Genomic DNA, 16,990 nt, shown 5'->3' with positions numbered 1-16,990 from the left:
GGGATGGGGCGGCTGGCGGGCCGAGGGCCGCCGGCTGCTGGAGGTCACGGCGCTGGTCGGGGTGGTGATCACCCAGCCGCTGCTGGACGTCCTCGGCCGCAGTCCGGACTTCTTCCTGTTCCACCGCGCCGACCGGCGGGAGATCCTGCTGCTGGTGGCCCTGATCACGGTGCTGCCGACGGTGGCGCTCGGGCTGCTCGGCCTGGTGTCCGGGCTGGCCGGCCGGGCCGGCCGGACGGCGACACACACCCTGCTGGTGGGCCTGCTGACCGCCGCGCTCGCGGTGCAGGTCGGTCGGCACGTCACGCCGCTGCGGGGCGTACCGCTGCTGGTGGCGGCCGCGGCGGTCGGCGCCGCCGGGGTGGTCGCGTACCGGCGGTGGCGGGCTCCCGGCCGGGTGCTGCGACTGGCCGGCGTCGGGCCGCTGGTCTTCGTCGGGCTGTTCCTGTTCGTCTCGCCGACCGCGCCGGTCGTGCTGCCCCGCGGCGACGGCGGCGCGGCCGGCACGGCCACCGGCAACCTCCACCCGCCGGTGGTCATGCTGATCCTCGACGAACTGCCGCTGGTCTCCCTGCTCGGCCCGGACGGCCGCATCGACGCTGCCCGGTTCCCGCACTTCGCCGAGCTGGCCGCGGGCTCGACCTGGTACCGCAACGCCACCGGGGTGAGCGGCTGGACACCGTACGCGCTGCCGGCGATGCTGACCGGCCGCTACCCGGCGGAGGCGGTCGCCCCGCACTACTCGCACTACCCGGACAACCTCTTCACCGCCTTCGGCGGGCTGTACGACATCCGCGCCGAGGAGAGCATCACCCGGCTCTGCCCGCCCAGCCGATGCGAGCAGCCGGTCACCCCGGAACAGGGGCTCGGTGTGCTGGTCCGCGAGACGGGCAGGTTGGCGCGGCAGCTGACCGCGCCGGACGACAGCCGCGTCGACCCGGAGGACTCCTACCGGGAACGCACCGCCGAGGAGGCGGGCATCGACGCCGCCGAGCCGGTGCCGACCGACCCGAAGTTCCGCTGGGACAGCCTCAACGTCAACCAGCCGGCCCGGTTCACCAGCTTCCTGCGCGGCCTGACCCCCTCGCCCCGGCCGACACTGCACTTCCTGCACCTGCTGATGCCGCACTCGCCGTGGGCGTACCTGCCCTCGGGTGCCCGCTACGAGGCGCCGGAGGACTTTCCCAACGAGGGCGACGGGTGGATCGACCTGGCCCGGGAACGCCACCTGGCGCAGCTCGGCTACACCGACCGGCTGATCGGCGAGACGCTGCGGACCCTGCGCGACAACGGACTGTGGGACCAGGCGCTGGTGGTGGTCACCGCCGACCACGGGGTCAGCTTCACCAAGGGGGCGCAGGGGCGGGGGCTGGACGCCATCCGGGCCGCCGCCGACGAGGTGGCCTGGGTGCCGATGTTCGTCAAGACGCCGGGGCAGCGCACCGGGCGGGTCGACGACCGCAACTGGGAACACGTCGACCTGCTTCCGACCATCGCCGACGAGGCGGCCATCCGGCTGCCCGGGCGGGTCGACGGCCGGTCCGCCCGGCAGGCCCCGCGTACCGACCCGGGGAAGGTGTTCTACGACCGGCCGGCCGAACCGGTCCCGATCACCGGCGGGGTGCCCGCCGCGTCGCCGCCGCCGGCCCCGCATCCGCTGGTGGGCCGCACCGTGGGCGTGGCACCGGCCGGCGGCAGCGCCCGCGTCGGCGGGCTGGACGCCTTCCGCGCCGTGGACCCGGACGAGGGCCGGCTGCCGGCGATGATCTGGGGCACCGTGCCCGATCGGGTCGCCGACGGTACGTCGCTGGCGGTGGCCGTGAACGGCACCGTCGCCGCCGTGGTGCCGGTGGTCGCCGCGGACCCGGGCGGGCGCCGCTTCGCCGCGTTGCTCGCCGACGACCGGCTCTTCCACGCCGGTGCCAACCGGCTCGACCTGTACCTGGTCGACGCCGGTGGCGGGCTACGCCACCTGACGCTGTCCTGAGCCACGTCTCGGCGTCCTGAACCGGCCTTCCTGAGCCGCTTTGCTGAGTCGCCGCACAGTTCCGTCGGCCTGCGTGCTTCCACGCTCCGTGTGCCTCACTGTCACCGTCTGCCCTGGTCGTCGGGGTTTCCCCGCGTCACGGTCGGGAATCGGGTGACGCAGACCTCACCGCCGAACCACGGCGGGCGGTGTCGCCGCAACCGCAATTACGGTAGAAGCGAAGGCAATTCAACGTAGATCTGCCGGCGAAGCGAGGAACCACATGACGGAAGTCAAGCTCGATCACTCCGGCGGGCAGCTGTCGATGCCGGTACATTCCGCGGTCGAGGGCCCCGCCGGCATCGGTGTGGGCAAGCTGTTGAAAGAAACCGGGATGACGACGTACGACCCCGGGTTCGTCAACACCGCCGCCTGTTCGTCCGCGATCACCTACATCGACGGCGACGCGGGCATCCTGCGCTACCGCGGCTACCCGATCGAGCAACTGGCCGAGAAGAGCTCCTTCCTGGAGGTCTCCTACCTGCTGATCTACGGTGAACTGCCGACCAGCGACCAGCTGACCGAGTTCACCGAGCGGGTCCGCCGGCACTCGCTGCTGCACGAGGAGATGCGTCGGTTCTTCGACGGCTTCCCCCGGGACGCGCACCCGATGGCCGTGCTCTCCTCCGCGGTCAGCGCCATCTCCACCTTCTACCAGGACAGCCTGGACCCGTTCGACCCGGAGCACGTGGAGATGTCCACGTTCCGGCTGATGGCGAAGGTGCCGACCATCGCCTCGTACGCCTACAAGAAGTCCATCGGGCAGCCGCTGCTCTACCCGGACAACTCGCTGGGCTACGTGGAGAACTTCCTGCGGATGACGTTCGGTGTGCCGGCGGAGCCGTACGAGGTCGACCCGGTGATGGCCCGGGTGCTGGACATGCTCTTCGTCCTGCACGCCGACCACGAGCAGAACTGCTCCACGTCGACCGTGCGGCTGGTCGGCTCCAGCAACGCCAACCTGTTCGCCTCGGTCTCCGCCGGCGTCAACGCCCTGTTCGGGCCGCTGCACGGCGGTGCCAACCAGGCGGTACTGGAGATGCTGGAGCGGATCCAGGCCGACGGTGGCGACGTGCAGTCCTTCGTCCGCAAGGTCAAGGACAAGCAGGACGGCGTCAAGCTGATGGGCTTCGGCCACCGGGTCTACAAGAACTACGACCCGCGCGCCGCGATCGTGAAGAATGCGGCCCAGGACGTGCTCCGCCGGATGGCCAAGCCGGACCCGCTGCTGGACATCGCGATGCAGCTGGAGGAGATCGCCCTCGCCGACGACTTCTTCGTCTCCCGGCGGCTCTACCCGAACGTGGACTTCTACACCGGCCTGATCTACAAGGCCATGGGCTTCCCGACGAAGATGTTCACGGTGCTGTTCGCCCTGGGCCGGCTGCCGGGCTGGATCGCGCAGTGGCGCGAGATGATCAACGACCCGGAGACCAAGATCGGCCGCCCGCGGCAGATCTACACCGGCGCCACCGAGCGGGACTACCTGCCCTTCGAGAAGCGCTGACCGTGCAAGGAAGGGCCCCTTCTTAACGCCTCCGGCAGAGGAAGGGGCCCCTCTTAACGCGACGACGGCCGCCGCCCCGGATAGGGGTCGGCGGCCGTCGGTGTTCCGCGGGGAGGGGGTTGTGCCCCGCGGCGCCTACGAGTGGTGGTCGTCCTCGTCGCTGGCGGTGGTGGGCAGCGTGCCGAGTACGTGGTTGATGACGTGGATCCGGGCGTTGGACACCTGGTAGTCGGCGCACACCGTGTCGGCCCGATCGTCGACGCGGGCACTCGGCCCGGAGCCGGTGACGGTGAGGCTGGTGCCGGCCAGGGTGGTCACGGTGCCGGCGGCGACCAGCTCGGCGACCGGCAGCGACCCGGTGACCACGTGGTCACGCAGCAGACCACGCAGCTTGTCGGTGTCGTGCAGGAGCAGTTCGTCGAGGTTCGTCCGGGAGAACTTGGCCGCGAACGCGTCGTCGGTCGGGGCGAGGATGGTCACGCCGTTCGTCCCGGCCAGCTCGGCGGCCAGGCCGGTGGCCCGCACCGCCGCCTCGAAGGTGGTGAGCACGGGAATCCACTGGAGGGCCTGGTCAGCGGGTTGGCTGACGAGCGAGGCCGGGTTGCCCGGCTCGTCACCGGCGGGCAACTGGTCGCAGAGCGGCCCGGCCACGGTGACCGCGACCGGCGTCGCGGTGTCCGCCCCGCCGGCGTCGCGGTCGTCCGCGCCGGTGCACCCGGTGACCGCGATCAGCAGGGTCAGGGCCGCCCCGGCGAGCACGCGCCGGGCTGCCGGCGTCGCGGCCCGGGAGAGGGTGTCGGTCACGGTTGTCTCCACTCCACTGGCGGTACGAAGAGGGTACGAAGATCAGCAGGTCACACGCGTGCGCACTGGCTGGACTTCGGACCGCTGACCGTGTTGGCCACCTCCAGGTTGACCGGCGCGTGGGTGTTGCCGGTGCAGCTGAGCGGACCGTTGACGGTGTTGCCGGCGACCAGCGGCGCGACGCCGGTGTTGTTGACCACGTTGACCGGGCCGCTGATCTTGTTGCCGACCAGAACCACCGGGCCCCGGACGCCGGTGGCGTTCACCGGCCCCTGCACGGTGCTGGCGGTCAGCACGAACCCGGCCGCCCCGCTGGCGTCCACCGGGCCGTTGATCGAGCTGCCGTTGACGATCAGCGTGGCACCCGGCTGAACCTTGATCGGGCCCCGGACGGTGGCGCCGGCGAGGCAGGCCACTCCGGAGACCGTCAGCGGACCGTTGTGGGTACCGGTCAGCGTCGGCGCGATCCGCTCGCCGTCGACCAGACCCTCAGCGGCCTGACCGTCGAGCAGCAGCGGCACCAGACCCCGCTCCGGCTGGGACAGCGGGACGAGGTAACCGTCGGCGACCTTGATCACCTTCCAGCCGTGGGCGGCGAGCCGCTGGGCCACGGTGGTCTGCCGGCCGGTCGGGCCGTCGGTGCGGGCACCGTTGTACTGCGCCTCGGTGAGCTTGTAGGCGCACGGCGGCTGGTTCAGGATCTGGTCCTGACCCGGCGCGTCCAGCGGCGGCGGGGTGTCACCCGGGTGCGGCGCGGGGTGCGCCGGGATCGGGCGGGAGCCCCGGAAGACGATCCGGCCGGTGTTCGCCGACTGGAACTTGATCGCCTCGGCCCGAGCCGTGGTGATGTTGCTGGCGTTCGCGGAGTGGTACGCGAAGAACTGGGTGAACGTCCACAGCGCCGAGTACGTCTTGCGCCGCCGGTTGTTGGCGGTGTTGCCCTCGTCCGGCCGGGTCGGGCCGCCGGAGCTGCGCAGCTCCAGCAGGGAGTTGACGGTGTTCTTCAGACCGAGGGTGTTGCGCAGGATGGTCTCCTCACCCAGGCCGACGCTGGCCCCGGTGCACCCGTACGGGCAGGCCCACCAGCCGTCCTTGGCGCCCTGGGTGTACATGTGACCTTCGATCATGTTCTGCGACTCGTCGAAGATCCCCTGGGCCACGTTCTGGTGCCGCGGCGACAGCATCGGCAGGTCACCGGTGTTGGTGTTGCCGTACTCGTGACCGTCGTAGCTGGCGATCGGCCGGTAGTCGCGGACCATCTCCACGAAGGCCTGGGTCTCCGGCTGGCGGATCAGCGAGTAGTCCCGGTTCAGGTCCTGACCGGTGGAGTTGCCCCGGCTGTTGGCCGCCCGGCCGTCGCCGTTGATCGTCGGCACGATCAGCACGGTGGTCTTCGACAGCCGGTCGAGGGTGGCGGCGTCGTCGGTGAAGGCCAGCTGGCGGGCCATGATGAAGCAGGCCTCGCGGTCACCGGGCTCGTTGCCGTGCACGTTGCAGTTGACCGCCAGCGGGTTCGTCGCGGCCACGGCCTCCGGGGTCGCCGGCGGGGTCGGGTAGCCGATGACGAACATGTTGATCGGCCGGTTGTTGATGGTGCGGCCGATCTCGACCACGCGTACCCGCTCGCTCAGCTCGTCGATCGCCGCGGTGTAGGCGTACTCGTTGACGTCGCTGGTGTACTGCGCGCCCAGCGTGTCTTCCCACTGCGTACGCAGGTTCTGACCCGGGGTGCTCAGGTTGCCCCAGTGCGCGTTGGTGGCGCCGCTGACCGCGGTCGAGTACGGCTGCGCGGTGGTGCCGAAGCGGGCGCGAACCCGCCACTGGAAGCGGTTGCCGGGGGCGAAGCCGGCGTCGGCGAAGGTCGGCTTGTCGTTGTTGATCTGGCGGTTCGGCCGCCAGACACCGACGATCACCGCGTTGCCGGTGGCGGTGCCGTCCTCGGCGATCGGGGTCCGCTCGATCTGGTAGTCGGTGGCTCCGTCGACGTGGGTCCAGGCCAGGGTGGCGTAACCGTCACCCTGGACGACCGTCACGTCCTGTACCTGGTTCGGCTCCGCCTGCATCTGGGCCACGGTGGCCGTCTGGCCGAACGCCTGTGCGGGCATCGCGGTCGCCGCGAGGACGGCGGCGAGCAGCGTGGAGAACACACCGGCCGTAGTCCGTCTGTATCTCAAGGGGGATCTCCAAACAGGAGGGATGGCTGGGTTCCGACCAGCACACCGCCACCGCGCCGGCTACGGGGCCGCGAGCTGGGAATCTTGAGGATCATCTGAGATTTCCACCGGCTGCCGAGCCGGCCCATGGTAGATCCGCGTCGATGCTCAGCCGGCCCGCAGCCGGTAACCGACGCCGCGTACGGTCTCCACCAGGCTGGCGTCGTCCAGCTTGCCCCGCAACGCGGCGACGTGGACGTCGAGGTTGTGCCGGGTGGCCCAGGTGGTCTGCCAGACCTCCAGTTGCAGCCGGTCCCGGGGCACCACCGTGCCCGCCTGTCGGGCCAGCGCCACCAGCAGGTCGAACTCCTTGCGGGACAGGCCGACCTCCCGGTCGGCCACCCAGACCCGCCGGGCGTCGACGTCGATGCGCAGGGCGCCGACCTGCATCGCGGTAGCCGTCCGGGCGGTGCGGGCGGTCCGGCGCATCACCGCCTCGATGCGTGCCTGCAACTCGACCATCGAGAACGGCTTCACGACGTAGTCGTCGGCGCCGGCGCGCAGCCCCGCCACCCGGTCGTGCTCCTCGGCGCGGGCGGTCACCGCGATGATGGCGACCACCTCGTCGTGCTGGCGGATTCGCCGGCACACCTCCAGGCCGTCGCGGTCGGGCAGGTTCATGTCGAGCAGGATGAGGTCGACCGGCTCCGCCTCGACCGCCTCCGCCGCAGTCACGGCCTGTACCACCTCGTGCCCCCGCCGCCGTAGCGCCGAGGCGAGGCCCGCCGAGACGCGCAGGTCGTCTTCCACCAGGAGCACCCGCACCCGCACCCTCCTCGGACTCCGCCCCGGCCAAATCCCTGCGAGTGTGTCGGATGTTAAGCGGCGGTGACCAGTGCGGATACAAGATCGTAACGACAGAATGATCTGCCCGAACGGATCGGTCCCGGCGCGGAACAGCCGCTGGACGCTCCGTCGCGGCGCCGGCTCCACCCGTCACGGCACGGGGCCGAGCGCGGGGCCGAATCCGCCGCTGGATGACCGGCATGGTGTGAGGGTTACCCCCGAACCGATCTGGGGGGATCGCCGGATGGAAACGTGTCGACGCTCTCGTACGGTCGGGTTGCTGGTCATTACCCGAATTCGTTGGAGGGCCATGACATGCGAGGACAACTCGGCCGGTGGGGCCTGACCGTCGCGTTGGCAGCGACGTTGGTCGTCACCGGTGGCGCACCACCGGTCGCTGCGGGACCGGTCGGCGACGACCGGCGACGGCTCCAGGTCGCGGTCGACGATCTGCACGATCTCGGCATCACCGGCGTCCAGGGGCTCACCCGGGTCGACGGTGCGACCACCCGTGCCCGAGCCGGCGTCGGCGATCTCAAGCGGGGCACCCCGGTGCCGCTCGAAGGGCATTTCCGGATGGGCAGCAACACCAAGACCTTCGTCTCCGTCGTCGTCCTGCAGTTGGTCGGCGAAGGGAAGCTGGCGCTGGACGACACCGTCGAGCGATGGCTGCCGGGAGTCGTCGCCGGCAACGGCAACGACGGCCGTCGGGTCACCGTCCGCCACCTGCTCCAGCACACCAGCGGCATCTACAACTACACCAACGACGTCGCGGTACTCAGCTCCTACGAGGGGTACCTGGCGCACCGGTTCGACCATCACGAGGCCGCCGATCTGGTCGCCCTGGCGATGAAGCACGAGCCCGGCTTCGCGCCCGGCACCCGGTGGGACTACTCCAACACCAACTACATCCTCGCCGGGATGGTCATCGAGAAGGTGACCGGCCGGTCCTGGGCCACCGAGGTACGCAGCCGGATCCTCCAGCCGCTCGGGCTGCGACGGACGTCGGCGCCGGGGGACCGGCCGTTCCTGCCGGCACCGCATGCCAAGGGCTACCAGCAGTGGGAACCGGGTGGCGTCCTGACGGACACCACGCTGTTCAACCCGACCGCTGCCGACGCGGCCGGTGACATGATCACCACGCCGAGCGACCTGGCGCGCTTCTGGCAGGCGCTGCAACGCGGTCAGCTGCTCAAACCTCGCCAGATGGCGCAGCTGCACGACACGGTGCTCGCCGACACCTTCCAGGACTTCATCCCCGGCACGCGATACGGCCTGGGCATCATGTACATCCCGAACCGGTGTGGCGGTTACTGGTCCCACGGCGGTGACGTGCTGGGCATGAGCACCGCCAACGGGGTCAGCGCGGACGGCCGGCGCGTGGCGGTGTTGTCCCTGACCACGCAACTCGCCGAAGACGAGGCGGCGCTCGCCGTGTACGGCCGCACCTTCCAGCTCATGGACGACGTGATCTGCGGCCCCGAACGGGAGCCGGCGCGCGGCACCGGCGGTCTGACCGGTGGCGGTCGGGGATGAGTGGGTGAGCGCCGAGGCAGCTCCCGAGGCCGCCCGCGACCTCGGGAGCTGCCTGCACCTACCTGATGGCGGTGCACCGGCCCGGGCCGGCCCAGCCCAGGTCAGCGCCGGCCGCAGAAAGCGGTGGCGGTGGCCGGGTCAGCGCAGGCCGGCGGCGGCGAGCAGGTTGCCCTCCGGTACCGCGGGGCGCTGGCGGCCGTGGGTCATCTGCTGCGCCGCGCGTTCGGCGGTGACGCCCGGGGCCTGGGCGATCGCCGACGCGTACGTCGCCGCGGTGCGGCTGGCGATGGCCGCCCAGCCGTACCGCTCGTGCACCATCGTCCGGGCGCGCCGGGCCAGCACCCGGGCCCGCTCCCGGTCGGCGAGCAGCGCGTGCACCGCGTCGGTCAGCGCGTCCGGGTCGTGCGGGCGGAACGTCATCCCGGTGACGCCCGGCTCGACGATCTCGGCGAGCCCGCCGGTCTCGGCGACCGCGAGCGGCGCGCCGGCGGCGGCACCCTCCAGCGCCACCATGCCGAACGGCTCGTAGATGCTGGGTACCGCGAAGCAGTCCGAGGCGGCCATCACCGCCGGTAGGTCGGTGCCGCCGAGGAAGCCGGGCAGGCTGACCGTGCCGGCCAGGCCGAGCCGCTGCACGTCGGCCTCCAGCTCACTCCGGTACGGGCCGTCGCCGACGATCACCGCGCGCAGCCCCGGGTGCCGCTCGCGCAGCCGGGGCAACCCGGCGAGCAGGTGCTGCACACCCTTCTCGTACACCAGGCGGCCGGCGAAGGTGACCAGCGGGCCGTCCCCGGCGAACCGGGCCCGGGCCTCGGCCACCGCGCTGGCCGACACCCGCCAGCGGTGCGGTTCCACCCCGTTGGGCACCACGTCGACCCGACCGGCCGGCACGCCGAACAGGCCGGTCACCTCGTCGCGCATGTAGCCGGAGCAGACCACCACCCGGGTCGACTCGGCACCGAGCCACTGCTCCACGCCGTGGATGGTGCGGTTCATCTCCCCGGGCAGCCAGCCCTGGTGCCGGCCGGCCTCGGTGGCGTGGATGGTGCTGACCAGCGGCAGGTCGAGGTGCTCGCGCAGGGTCATCGCGGCGTGCGCGACCAACCAGTCGTGGGCGTGGATCACGTCGTACCCGCCGGCGGAGGCGGCGCGCAGGGCGGCCCGGGTCAACGTGTGGTTGAACGCCATGGTCCAGGCCAGCAGGCTCTCGGTGGCCAACGGGAAGGTCACCGGGTCCTCGGCGGCCCGCACCACGCGGACCCCGTCGACGTACTCCTCCAGCGGGGCGCCCTCGGCGTGCCGGGTGACGACGGTGACCTCGTGGCCGGCGGCGGCCAGGGCCACCGACAGGGCGTGCACGTGCCGGCCGAGGCCGCCCACGAGCACCGGCGGGTACTCCCACGACAGCATCAGGATGCGGTGGGTACGCGGCGGGGTGGCCGGCCCGGGCTGCGCCGGGAACTGGGGTCGCGAGGTGAGGGTGGGCCGGTGGACTCGGTCCGTGGCGGTGGCGGCACGCCCGCCGACCCGCAGGGTCGTCACATCAATCTCCGTCTAGGCAGGAGGGATCGCGCCGGCGTCGGTGGCGGCGAGCGGGGGACAGCGTTGGGTTTCGGACACACGGCTGCGCGTCCAGCGGTGCGAGGATCAGGGACGCGGCTGCGCGTCGTGCTGCGGGAGGAACGAAGGCGGGCGGACGAGCGGCCCGGGTGAGGCGGGCAGTCACCCGTCCGCGATCCAGGAAACTCCATAACGGCCGATCCCGCACCCTGAGGACGGTCACAGTGACCGAAGACACCGCAAGGCTTCATGTCCCCTCAGTCAGCCGGATACCGGTCATTCATCCGTTCGGATGGATTGGTGGCGGACCGTTCGGGGCATTACCGCTGAACCTTGGCCCGAAGGAGTGACATGCAGGTCTGGCCGGGCGAGCGGTACCCCCTCGGCGCCACCTACGACGGGATGGGCACCAACTTCGCGATCTTCTCCGAGGTGGCCGAGAAGATCGAACTCTGCCTCTTCGACGAGTGGGACACCGGTGCCGAGCGTCGGGTCGAGCTGCGGGAGGTGGACGCGTACGTCTGGCACGCGTACCTGCCCGGGATCGGGCCGGGGCAGCGGTACGGCTACCGGGTGCACGGCCCGTACGACCCGGCGAACGGGGTGCGGTGCAACCCGCACAAGCTGCTCATCGACCCGTACGCCAAGGCGGTCGACGGTGACGTGCGCTGGGACCCGGCGGTCTACGACTACGAGCACGGCGACCCGGAGCGGATGAGCACCACCGACTCGGCGCCGTACCTGCCGAAGTCGGTGGTGGTGAACCCGTACTTCGACTGGGGCAACGACGCACCGCCCCGCATCCCGTACCACCACTCGGTCATCTACGAGGCGCACGTACGCGGGCTGACCCGGCGGCTGCCCGGCATCCCCGACGAGCTGCGCGGCACGTACGCCGGCATCGCCTCACCGCCGATGATCGAGCACCTCACCCGGCTCGGGGTGACCGCGATCGAGCTGATGCCGGTGCACCAGTTCGTCAACGACCACCGGCTGGCCGACCTGGGGCTGCGCAACTACTGGGGCTACAACACCATCGGCTTCTTCGCCCCGCACCACGGCTACTCGGCGCTCGGTCACCTCGGCCAGCAGGTGCAGGAGTTCCGGGGCATGGTCCGGGCGCTGCACGCCGCCGGCATCGAGGTGATCCTCGACGTGGTCTACAACCACACCGCGGAGGGCAACCACCTCGGCCCGACGCTGAGTTTCAAGGGCGTCGACAACCCCAGCTACTACCGGCTCGCCGAGTCCGACCGACGCCACTACGTCGACTACACCGGCACCGGCAACAGCCTGAACGTCCGCAACCCGCACTCCCTCCAACTGATCATGGATTCGTTGCGGTACTGGGTCACCGAGATGCACGTCGACGGCTTCCGCTTCGACCTGGCCGCCACCCTGGCCCGCGAGTTCTACGAGGTGGACCGGCTCTCCACCTTCTTCGAGGTGGTGCAGCAGGATCCCGTGGTCAGCCGGGTCAAACTGATCGCCGAACCGTGGGACGTCGGGCCGGGCGGCTACCAGGTCGGCAACTTCCCGCCGCAGTGGACCGAGTGGAACGGCAAGTACCGCGACACGGTCCGCGACTTCTGGCGCGGCGAACCGGCCACCCTGGCCGAGTTCGCCTCCCGCATCTCCGGCTCGGCCGACCTCTACCAGGACGACGGCCGCCGCCCCTTCCACAGCATCAACTTCGTCACCTGCCACGACGGGTTCACCCTCACCGACCTGGTGTCGTACAACGACAAGCACAACGAGGCCAACGGCGAGGACAACCGGGACGGCGAGAGCCACAACCGGTCCTGGAACTGCGGTGTCGAGGGCGACACCGACGACCCGGGCGTGCTCGCCCTGCGGGCCAGGCAGCGGCGCAACTTCCTGGCCACCCTGATGCTGTCGCAGGGCGTGCCGATGATCGGCCACGGCGACGAGCTGGGCCGCACCCAGCACGGCAACAACAACGCGTACTGCCAGGACAGCGAGCTGGCCTGGGTCGACTGGGAGCACGTCGACACCGAGCTGCTGGAGTTCACCCGCCGCCTGGTCGAGTTCCGCCGCCAGCACCAGGTGTTCCGCCGCCGCCGGTTCTTCACCGGCCTGCCGGTACGCGGCCGGGAGGTCGACGAACCGCTGCCCGACCTGGCCTGGTACACCCCCGACGGCCGGGAGATGACCGGCGAGGACTGGGGCAACGACTTCGGCCGCTCGGTGGCGCTGTTCGTCAACGGCGAGGGCATCCGCGAACGCGGCCAGTACGGCCAGCGCCACCGCGACAGCTCCTTCTGGCTCTGCTTCAACGCCCACGACGCCCCGCTGGACTTCACCCCGCCACCGGCCGAGTTCGGCCAGCGTTGGGCACTGGTGATCAGCACCGCCGAACCGGACCAGGACAAGGGCACCACGGTGGAGGCCGGCGGCACCGTCTGCGTACCGGACCGCTCGCTGGTGGTGCTGGAGAGGCTGGCCTGAGATGACCGCGAACCCGCACCCCGTCGGCGCCACCTACCGGGTGCAGGTGCGCCCCGGCTTCGACCTGGACGCCACCGCCGGCCTCGCCGGCTACCTCGCCGACCTCGGCGTCACCCACCTGTACAGCGCGCCGCTGCTGGCCGCCGCCCCGGGCAGCGCACACGGCTACGACGTGGTCGACCACCGCCGGGTCAACCCGGAACTGGGCGGCGAGGCGGGCCGGCAGCGGCTGCTGTGGGCGCTGCGTACCGTCGGGCTCGGCCTGGTGGTGGACATCGTGCCCAACCACGCCGGCGTGGCCGTACCGGCGGCCAACCCGGCCTGGTGGGACGTGCTGCGCCGAGGCCGGTCCTCGGCGTACGCGCCCTGGTTCGACATCGACTGGGACCGGGGCCGGCTGCTGCTGCCGGTGCTCGCCGACAGTCCCGACGCGCTGGACGACCTCAAGCTCGCCGACGGGGAGCTGCGCTACCACGAGCAACGCTTCCCGATCGCCGACGGCACCGGCGACGGCAGCCCGCGCGAGGTGCACGACCGGCAGCACTACCAGCTGGTCTCCTGGCGGCGCGGCGACGCCGAGCTGACGTACCGCCGGTTCTTCGCCGTCTCCGACCTGGCCGGGCTGCGGGTGGAGGATCCGGAGGTGTTCGCCGCCACCCACGAACTGGTGCTGGCCTGGGCGGCGGCCGGCGAGGTCGACGGCATCCGGGTCGACCACCCCGACGGGCTGCGCGACCCCGCCGGCTACCTGGCCCGGTTGCGCTCCGCCGCCCCGACCAGCTGGCTGATCGTGGAAAAGATCCTGGAGTACGGCGAGGAGTTGCCGGACTGGCCGGTGGACGGCACCACCGGCTACGACGCCCTCGCCGCGGTCGGCGGCCTGTTCGTCGACGGCGACGCCGAGGCCGACTTCACCGCCCTGGACACCCGGCTGACCGGCCGGGCCACCTCCTGGGCCGACCTGACCCACGACACGAAACTCTTCGCGGCCACCCGGCTGCTCTCGGCCGAGCTGACCCGGCTGGCCGCGCTCGCCCCCGAGGTGGACCGCGATGCGGCCCGCGCCGCCCTGGCCGAGCTGGCCGCCGCCTTCGCCGTCTACCGGTGGTACCCGCCGGAGAGCACCCGGCACCTCGCCGCCGCCCGCGCCGAGGCCGGCCGGCGCCGCACCGACCTCACCGGCGCGCTGGACGCGCTGACCCGGCGGCTGCGCGACCCCGACGACGAGCTGGCCCGGCGCTTCCCGCAGTTCACCGGCGCGGCCATGGCCAAGGGCGTCGAGGACACCGCCTACTACCGGTGGACCCGGTTCGTGGCGCTCAACGAGGTCGGCGGCAGCCCCACCCACTTCGGCACCCCGCCGGGCCGGTTCCACCGCTTCGCCGCCGGCCGGCACGGCCGCTGGCCGGCGAGCATGACCACGCTGTCGACCCACGACACCAAGCGCGGTGAGGACGTCCGCGCCCGCCTCGCCGTGCTGTCCGAGCTGCCGCAGCGCTGGGCGGAACAGGTCGACCGCTGGATGGCGGCGGTGCCGCTGCCCGACGCCGCCCTCGCGCACCTGCTCTGGCAGACCGCCGTCGGTGCCTGGCCGATCGAACGGGAGCGGCTGCACGCGTACGCGGAGAAGGCGGCCCGGGAGGCAGCGGCCTCGACCAGCTGGGCCGACCCCGACCCGGCCTTCGAGCAGGCCATGCACGCCCTGGTCGACGCCGTGTACGACGACCCGACCGTGCACGCCTCGGTCGCTGAGTTCGCCGCCGAGATCACCCCGGCTGGCTGGTCCAACTCGCTCGGTCAGAAGCTGATCCAGCTCGCCATGCCCGGGGTGCCGGACATCTACCAGGGCACCGAGCTGTGGGACAACTCCCTGGTCGACCCGGACAATCGCCGCCCGGTCGACTTCGGCGTACGCCAGGAACTGCTGGCCCGGCTCGACGCCGGCTGGCAGCCGGCGGTGGACGACACCGGCGCAGCCAAGCTGCTCGTGGTGTCCCGGACCCTGCGGCTGCGCCGCGACCGTCCCGAGCTGTTCACCGACTACCAGCCGGTGGTCGCGCACGGGCCGGCCGCCCGGCACGCCGTCGCGTTCGACCGGGGCGGCGCGATCGCCGTGGCCACCCGGCTGCCGCTGGGCCTGGCCGCCTCCGGCGGCTGGCGTGACACCACCCTGCAACTTCCCGTTAAAGAGGTGTCGTGCCTGTTCACCGGCCGGGTCTACAGTGACGGACAGGTCCGCCTGGCCGAGCTGTTGGCCAGCTATCCCGTCGCGCTGCTCGCCCCCAACACTTGATCACGGGGAGGCGTCATGACCGAGTTCACGGTCTGGGCACCGGAGGCGTCGCGGGTGCGGCTGCGCCTGTCGGGCGCCGCGGACCACGAGATGAGACCCGGGCGGGGCGGTTGGTGGCGGGTCGAGGTGCCCGGCGCCGGCCCCGACTACGCCTTCCTGCTGGGCGACGACGACCAGCCGCTGCCCGACCCACGGTCGAGATGGCAGCCTTCCGGCGTGCACGGACCCAGCCGGGTCTACGACCACCGGGCCTTCGCCTGGACCGACGGCTCCTGGACCGGCCGGCAACTGCCCGGCAGCATCCTCTACGAGCTGCACGTCGGCACCTTCACCCCGGAAGGCACCTTCGACGCGGTGATCGGCAAGCTCGACCACCTGGTCGACCTCGGCGTCGACATGATCGAGCTGCTGCCGGTCAACGCCTTCAACGGCGAACACAACTGGGGGTACGACGGGGTCTGCTGGTTCGCCCCGCACGAACCCTACGGCGGCCCGGACGGCCTGAAACGGCTGGTCGACGCCGCCCACGCCCGAGGGTTGGGGGTGATCCTCGACGTCGTCTACAACCATTTCGGGCCCTCCGGGGCCTACGCGCCGCTGTTCGCGCCGTACCTCGGCAAGCGGGACACCCCCTGGGGCCGGGCGATCAACCTGGACGGCCCGCACTCCGACGGGGTACGCCGCTTCATCACCGACAGCGTGTTGATGTGGCTGCGCGACTACCACGTCGACGGCCTACGCCTCGACGCCGTACACGCCATGCCCGACACCCGCGCGGTGCATCTGCTGGAGGAGATCGCCGTCGAGGTCGAGTCACTCTCGGTGCACCTGGGCCGCCCACTGTCGCTGATCGCTGAATCCGACCTCAACGACCCCCGGCTGATCACCCCTCGGGAGGCCGGCGGCTACGGCCTCCAGGCCCAGTGGAACGACGACGCCCACCACGCCCTGCACACCCTGCTCACCGGCGAACGGCACGGCTACTACGGCGACTTCGGCACCCTGGAATGCCTGGCCGAGGTGCTCTCCGGCGCGTTCTTCCACACCGGCACCTGGTCCAGCTTCCGCCACCGCCAACACGGTCGCCCGGTCGACCCGCGCACCCCCGGCCACCGCTTCGTGGCCTACTTGCAGAACCACGACCAGGTCGGCAACCGCGCCACCGGCGACCGCCTCTCGGCCACCGTGTCGGCGGCGATGCTCCGGGTCGGCGCGACCCTGCTGATGACCGCCCCCTTCACCCCGATGCTGTTCATGGGGGAGGAGTGGGCGGCCGCCACCCCCTGGCAGTTCTTCACCAGCCACCCCGAGCCGGAACTGGCCACCGCCGTGGTGTCTGGTCGCCGCCGCGAGTTCGCTTCGCACGGGTGGTCCTCGGATGCGGTGCCGGATCCGCAGGACCGGCAGACGTTCATCCGGTCCCGGCTCGACTGGGCCGAGCTGGACAAACCCGAACACCGCCAGATGTACGACTTCTACCGACGGTTGATCGCCCTGCGGAAGTCGCGGCCGGAGCTGTCGGATCCACACCTGTTCGCGATCGAGGTACGGCACGGCGACCGGTTCCTGGTGATGCGGCGGGGCGGGTGTCTCGTGGCGGCCAACCTCGCCGACAAACCGCAGCGGATCACCCTGCCGGGAGTGGCCCGGCGGGTCCTGCTGGCCACGGGGGAGGGCGTCACCGTGCAACGCGACCGCATCGAGCTACCCGCCGAGACGGCAGCCATCGTGGCCCTTTGACCGTGGCGATCATGGCACCACCGGTCGGCGTGGCGCCCCTGGCCACCCTCGTCGGC

10 protein-coding genes are annotated in these 16,990 nt (G+C 71.6%); 6 read left to right on the top strand and 4 right to left on the bottom strand.

Annotated features, from left to right (window positions below; genetic code table 11):
* Nucleotides 1–1,987 (top strand): sulfatase-like hydrolase/transferase (locus tag C1I95_RS22550; protein ID WP_111216364.1); only part of this gene is annotated, 1,987 nt, incomplete at its 5' end.
* 262 nt (nucleotides 1,988–2,249) lie between these two features.
* Nucleotides 2,250–3,533 (top strand): citrate synthase, encoded by a 1,284-nt coding sequence (locus tag C1I95_RS22545; RefSeq protein WP_111216362.1) that lies wholly within the window; start codon nucleotides 2,250–2,252, stop codon nucleotides 3,531–3,533.
* Between the two features lie 135 nt (nucleotides 3,534–3,668).
* Here the strand turns inward: C1I95_RS22545 and C1I95_RS22540 are convergent, their stop codons facing one another.
* From C1I95_RS22540 to C1I95_RS22530, 3 genes are all read right to left on the bottom strand, one after another.
* Nucleotides 3,669–4,337, bottom strand: a complete 669-nt coding sequence (locus tag C1I95_RS22540) for a fasciclin domain-containing protein (protein WP_158566447.1) — start codon at nucleotides 4,335–4,337, stop codon at nucleotides 3,669–3,671.
* A 50-nt stretch (nucleotides 4,338–4,387) separates the two neighbouring features.
* The gene (locus tag C1I95_RS22535) at nucleotides 4,388–6,511 is read right to left on the bottom strand and encodes a M14 family zinc carboxypeptidase (protein WP_233513816.1); all 2,124 of its coding nucleotides are present in this window, start codon (nucleotides 6,509–6,511) and stop codon (nucleotides 4,388–4,390) included.
* Between the two features lie 147 nt (nucleotides 6,512–6,658).
* The gene (locus tag C1I95_RS22530; protein ID WP_111216366.1) at nucleotides 6,659–7,315 is read right to left on the bottom strand and encodes a response regulator transcription factor; all 657 of its coding nucleotides are present in this window, start codon (nucleotides 7,313–7,315) and stop codon (nucleotides 6,659–6,661) included.
* 336 nt (nucleotides 7,316–7,651) lie between these two features.
* Between C1I95_RS22530 and C1I95_RS22525 the strand changes: the two genes are divergently transcribed.
* Complete coding sequence (locus C1I95_RS22525; RefSeq protein WP_111216358.1) at nucleotides 7,652–8,872, top strand: serine hydrolase domain-containing protein; 1,221 nt, start codon at nucleotides 7,652–7,654, stop codon at nucleotides 8,870–8,872.
* 138 nt (nucleotides 8,873–9,010) lie between these two features.
* On the opposite strand, the gene C1I95_RS22520 is transcribed toward C1I95_RS22525, so the two are convergent.
* A complete protein-coding gene (locus tag C1I95_RS22520; protein WP_111216356.1) occupies nucleotides 9,011–10,414 on the bottom strand; it encodes a glycosyltransferase family 4 protein in 1,404 nt (467 codons plus the stop codon).
* Between the two features lie 369 nt (nucleotides 10,415–10,783).
* On the opposite strand from C1I95_RS22520, the gene glgX reads away from it, so the two are divergent.
* The 3 genes from glgX to treZ are packed head-to-tail and all read left to right on the top strand — an operon-like array spanning nucleotide 10,784 to nucleotide 16,934.
* On the top strand, nucleotides 10,784–12,901 hold the full coding sequence (glgX, locus tag C1I95_RS22515) for a glycogen debranching protein GlgX (protein ID WP_111216354.1): 2,118 nt from the start codon (nucleotides 10,784–10,786) through the stop codon (nucleotides 12,899–12,901).
* Between the two features lies 1 nt (nucleotide 12,902).
* Nucleotides 12,903–15,194, top strand: a complete 2,292-nt coding sequence (gene treY / locus C1I95_RS22510) for a malto-oligosyltrehalose synthase (RefSeq protein ID WP_111216352.1) — start codon at nucleotides 12,903–12,905, stop codon at nucleotides 15,192–15,194.
* Nucleotides 15,195–15,209: 15 nt separating this feature from the next.
* Complete coding sequence (gene treZ / locus C1I95_RS22505; RefSeq protein ID WP_111216350.1) at nucleotides 15,210–16,934, top strand: malto-oligosyltrehalose trehalohydrolase; 1,725 nt, start codon at nucleotides 15,210–15,212, stop codon at nucleotides 16,932–16,934.
* Nucleotides 16,935–16,990 lie beyond the last annotated feature (56 nt).

The organism is Micromonospora craterilacus (assembly GCF_003236315.1).
Classification (GTDB): Bacteria; Actinomycetota; Actinomycetes; order Mycobacteriales; family Micromonosporaceae; genus Micromonospora; species Micromonospora craterilacus.
The sequence above is the reverse complement of the archived record's forward strand: the minus strand, read 5'-3'. Positions and strand labels throughout refer to the sequence as shown.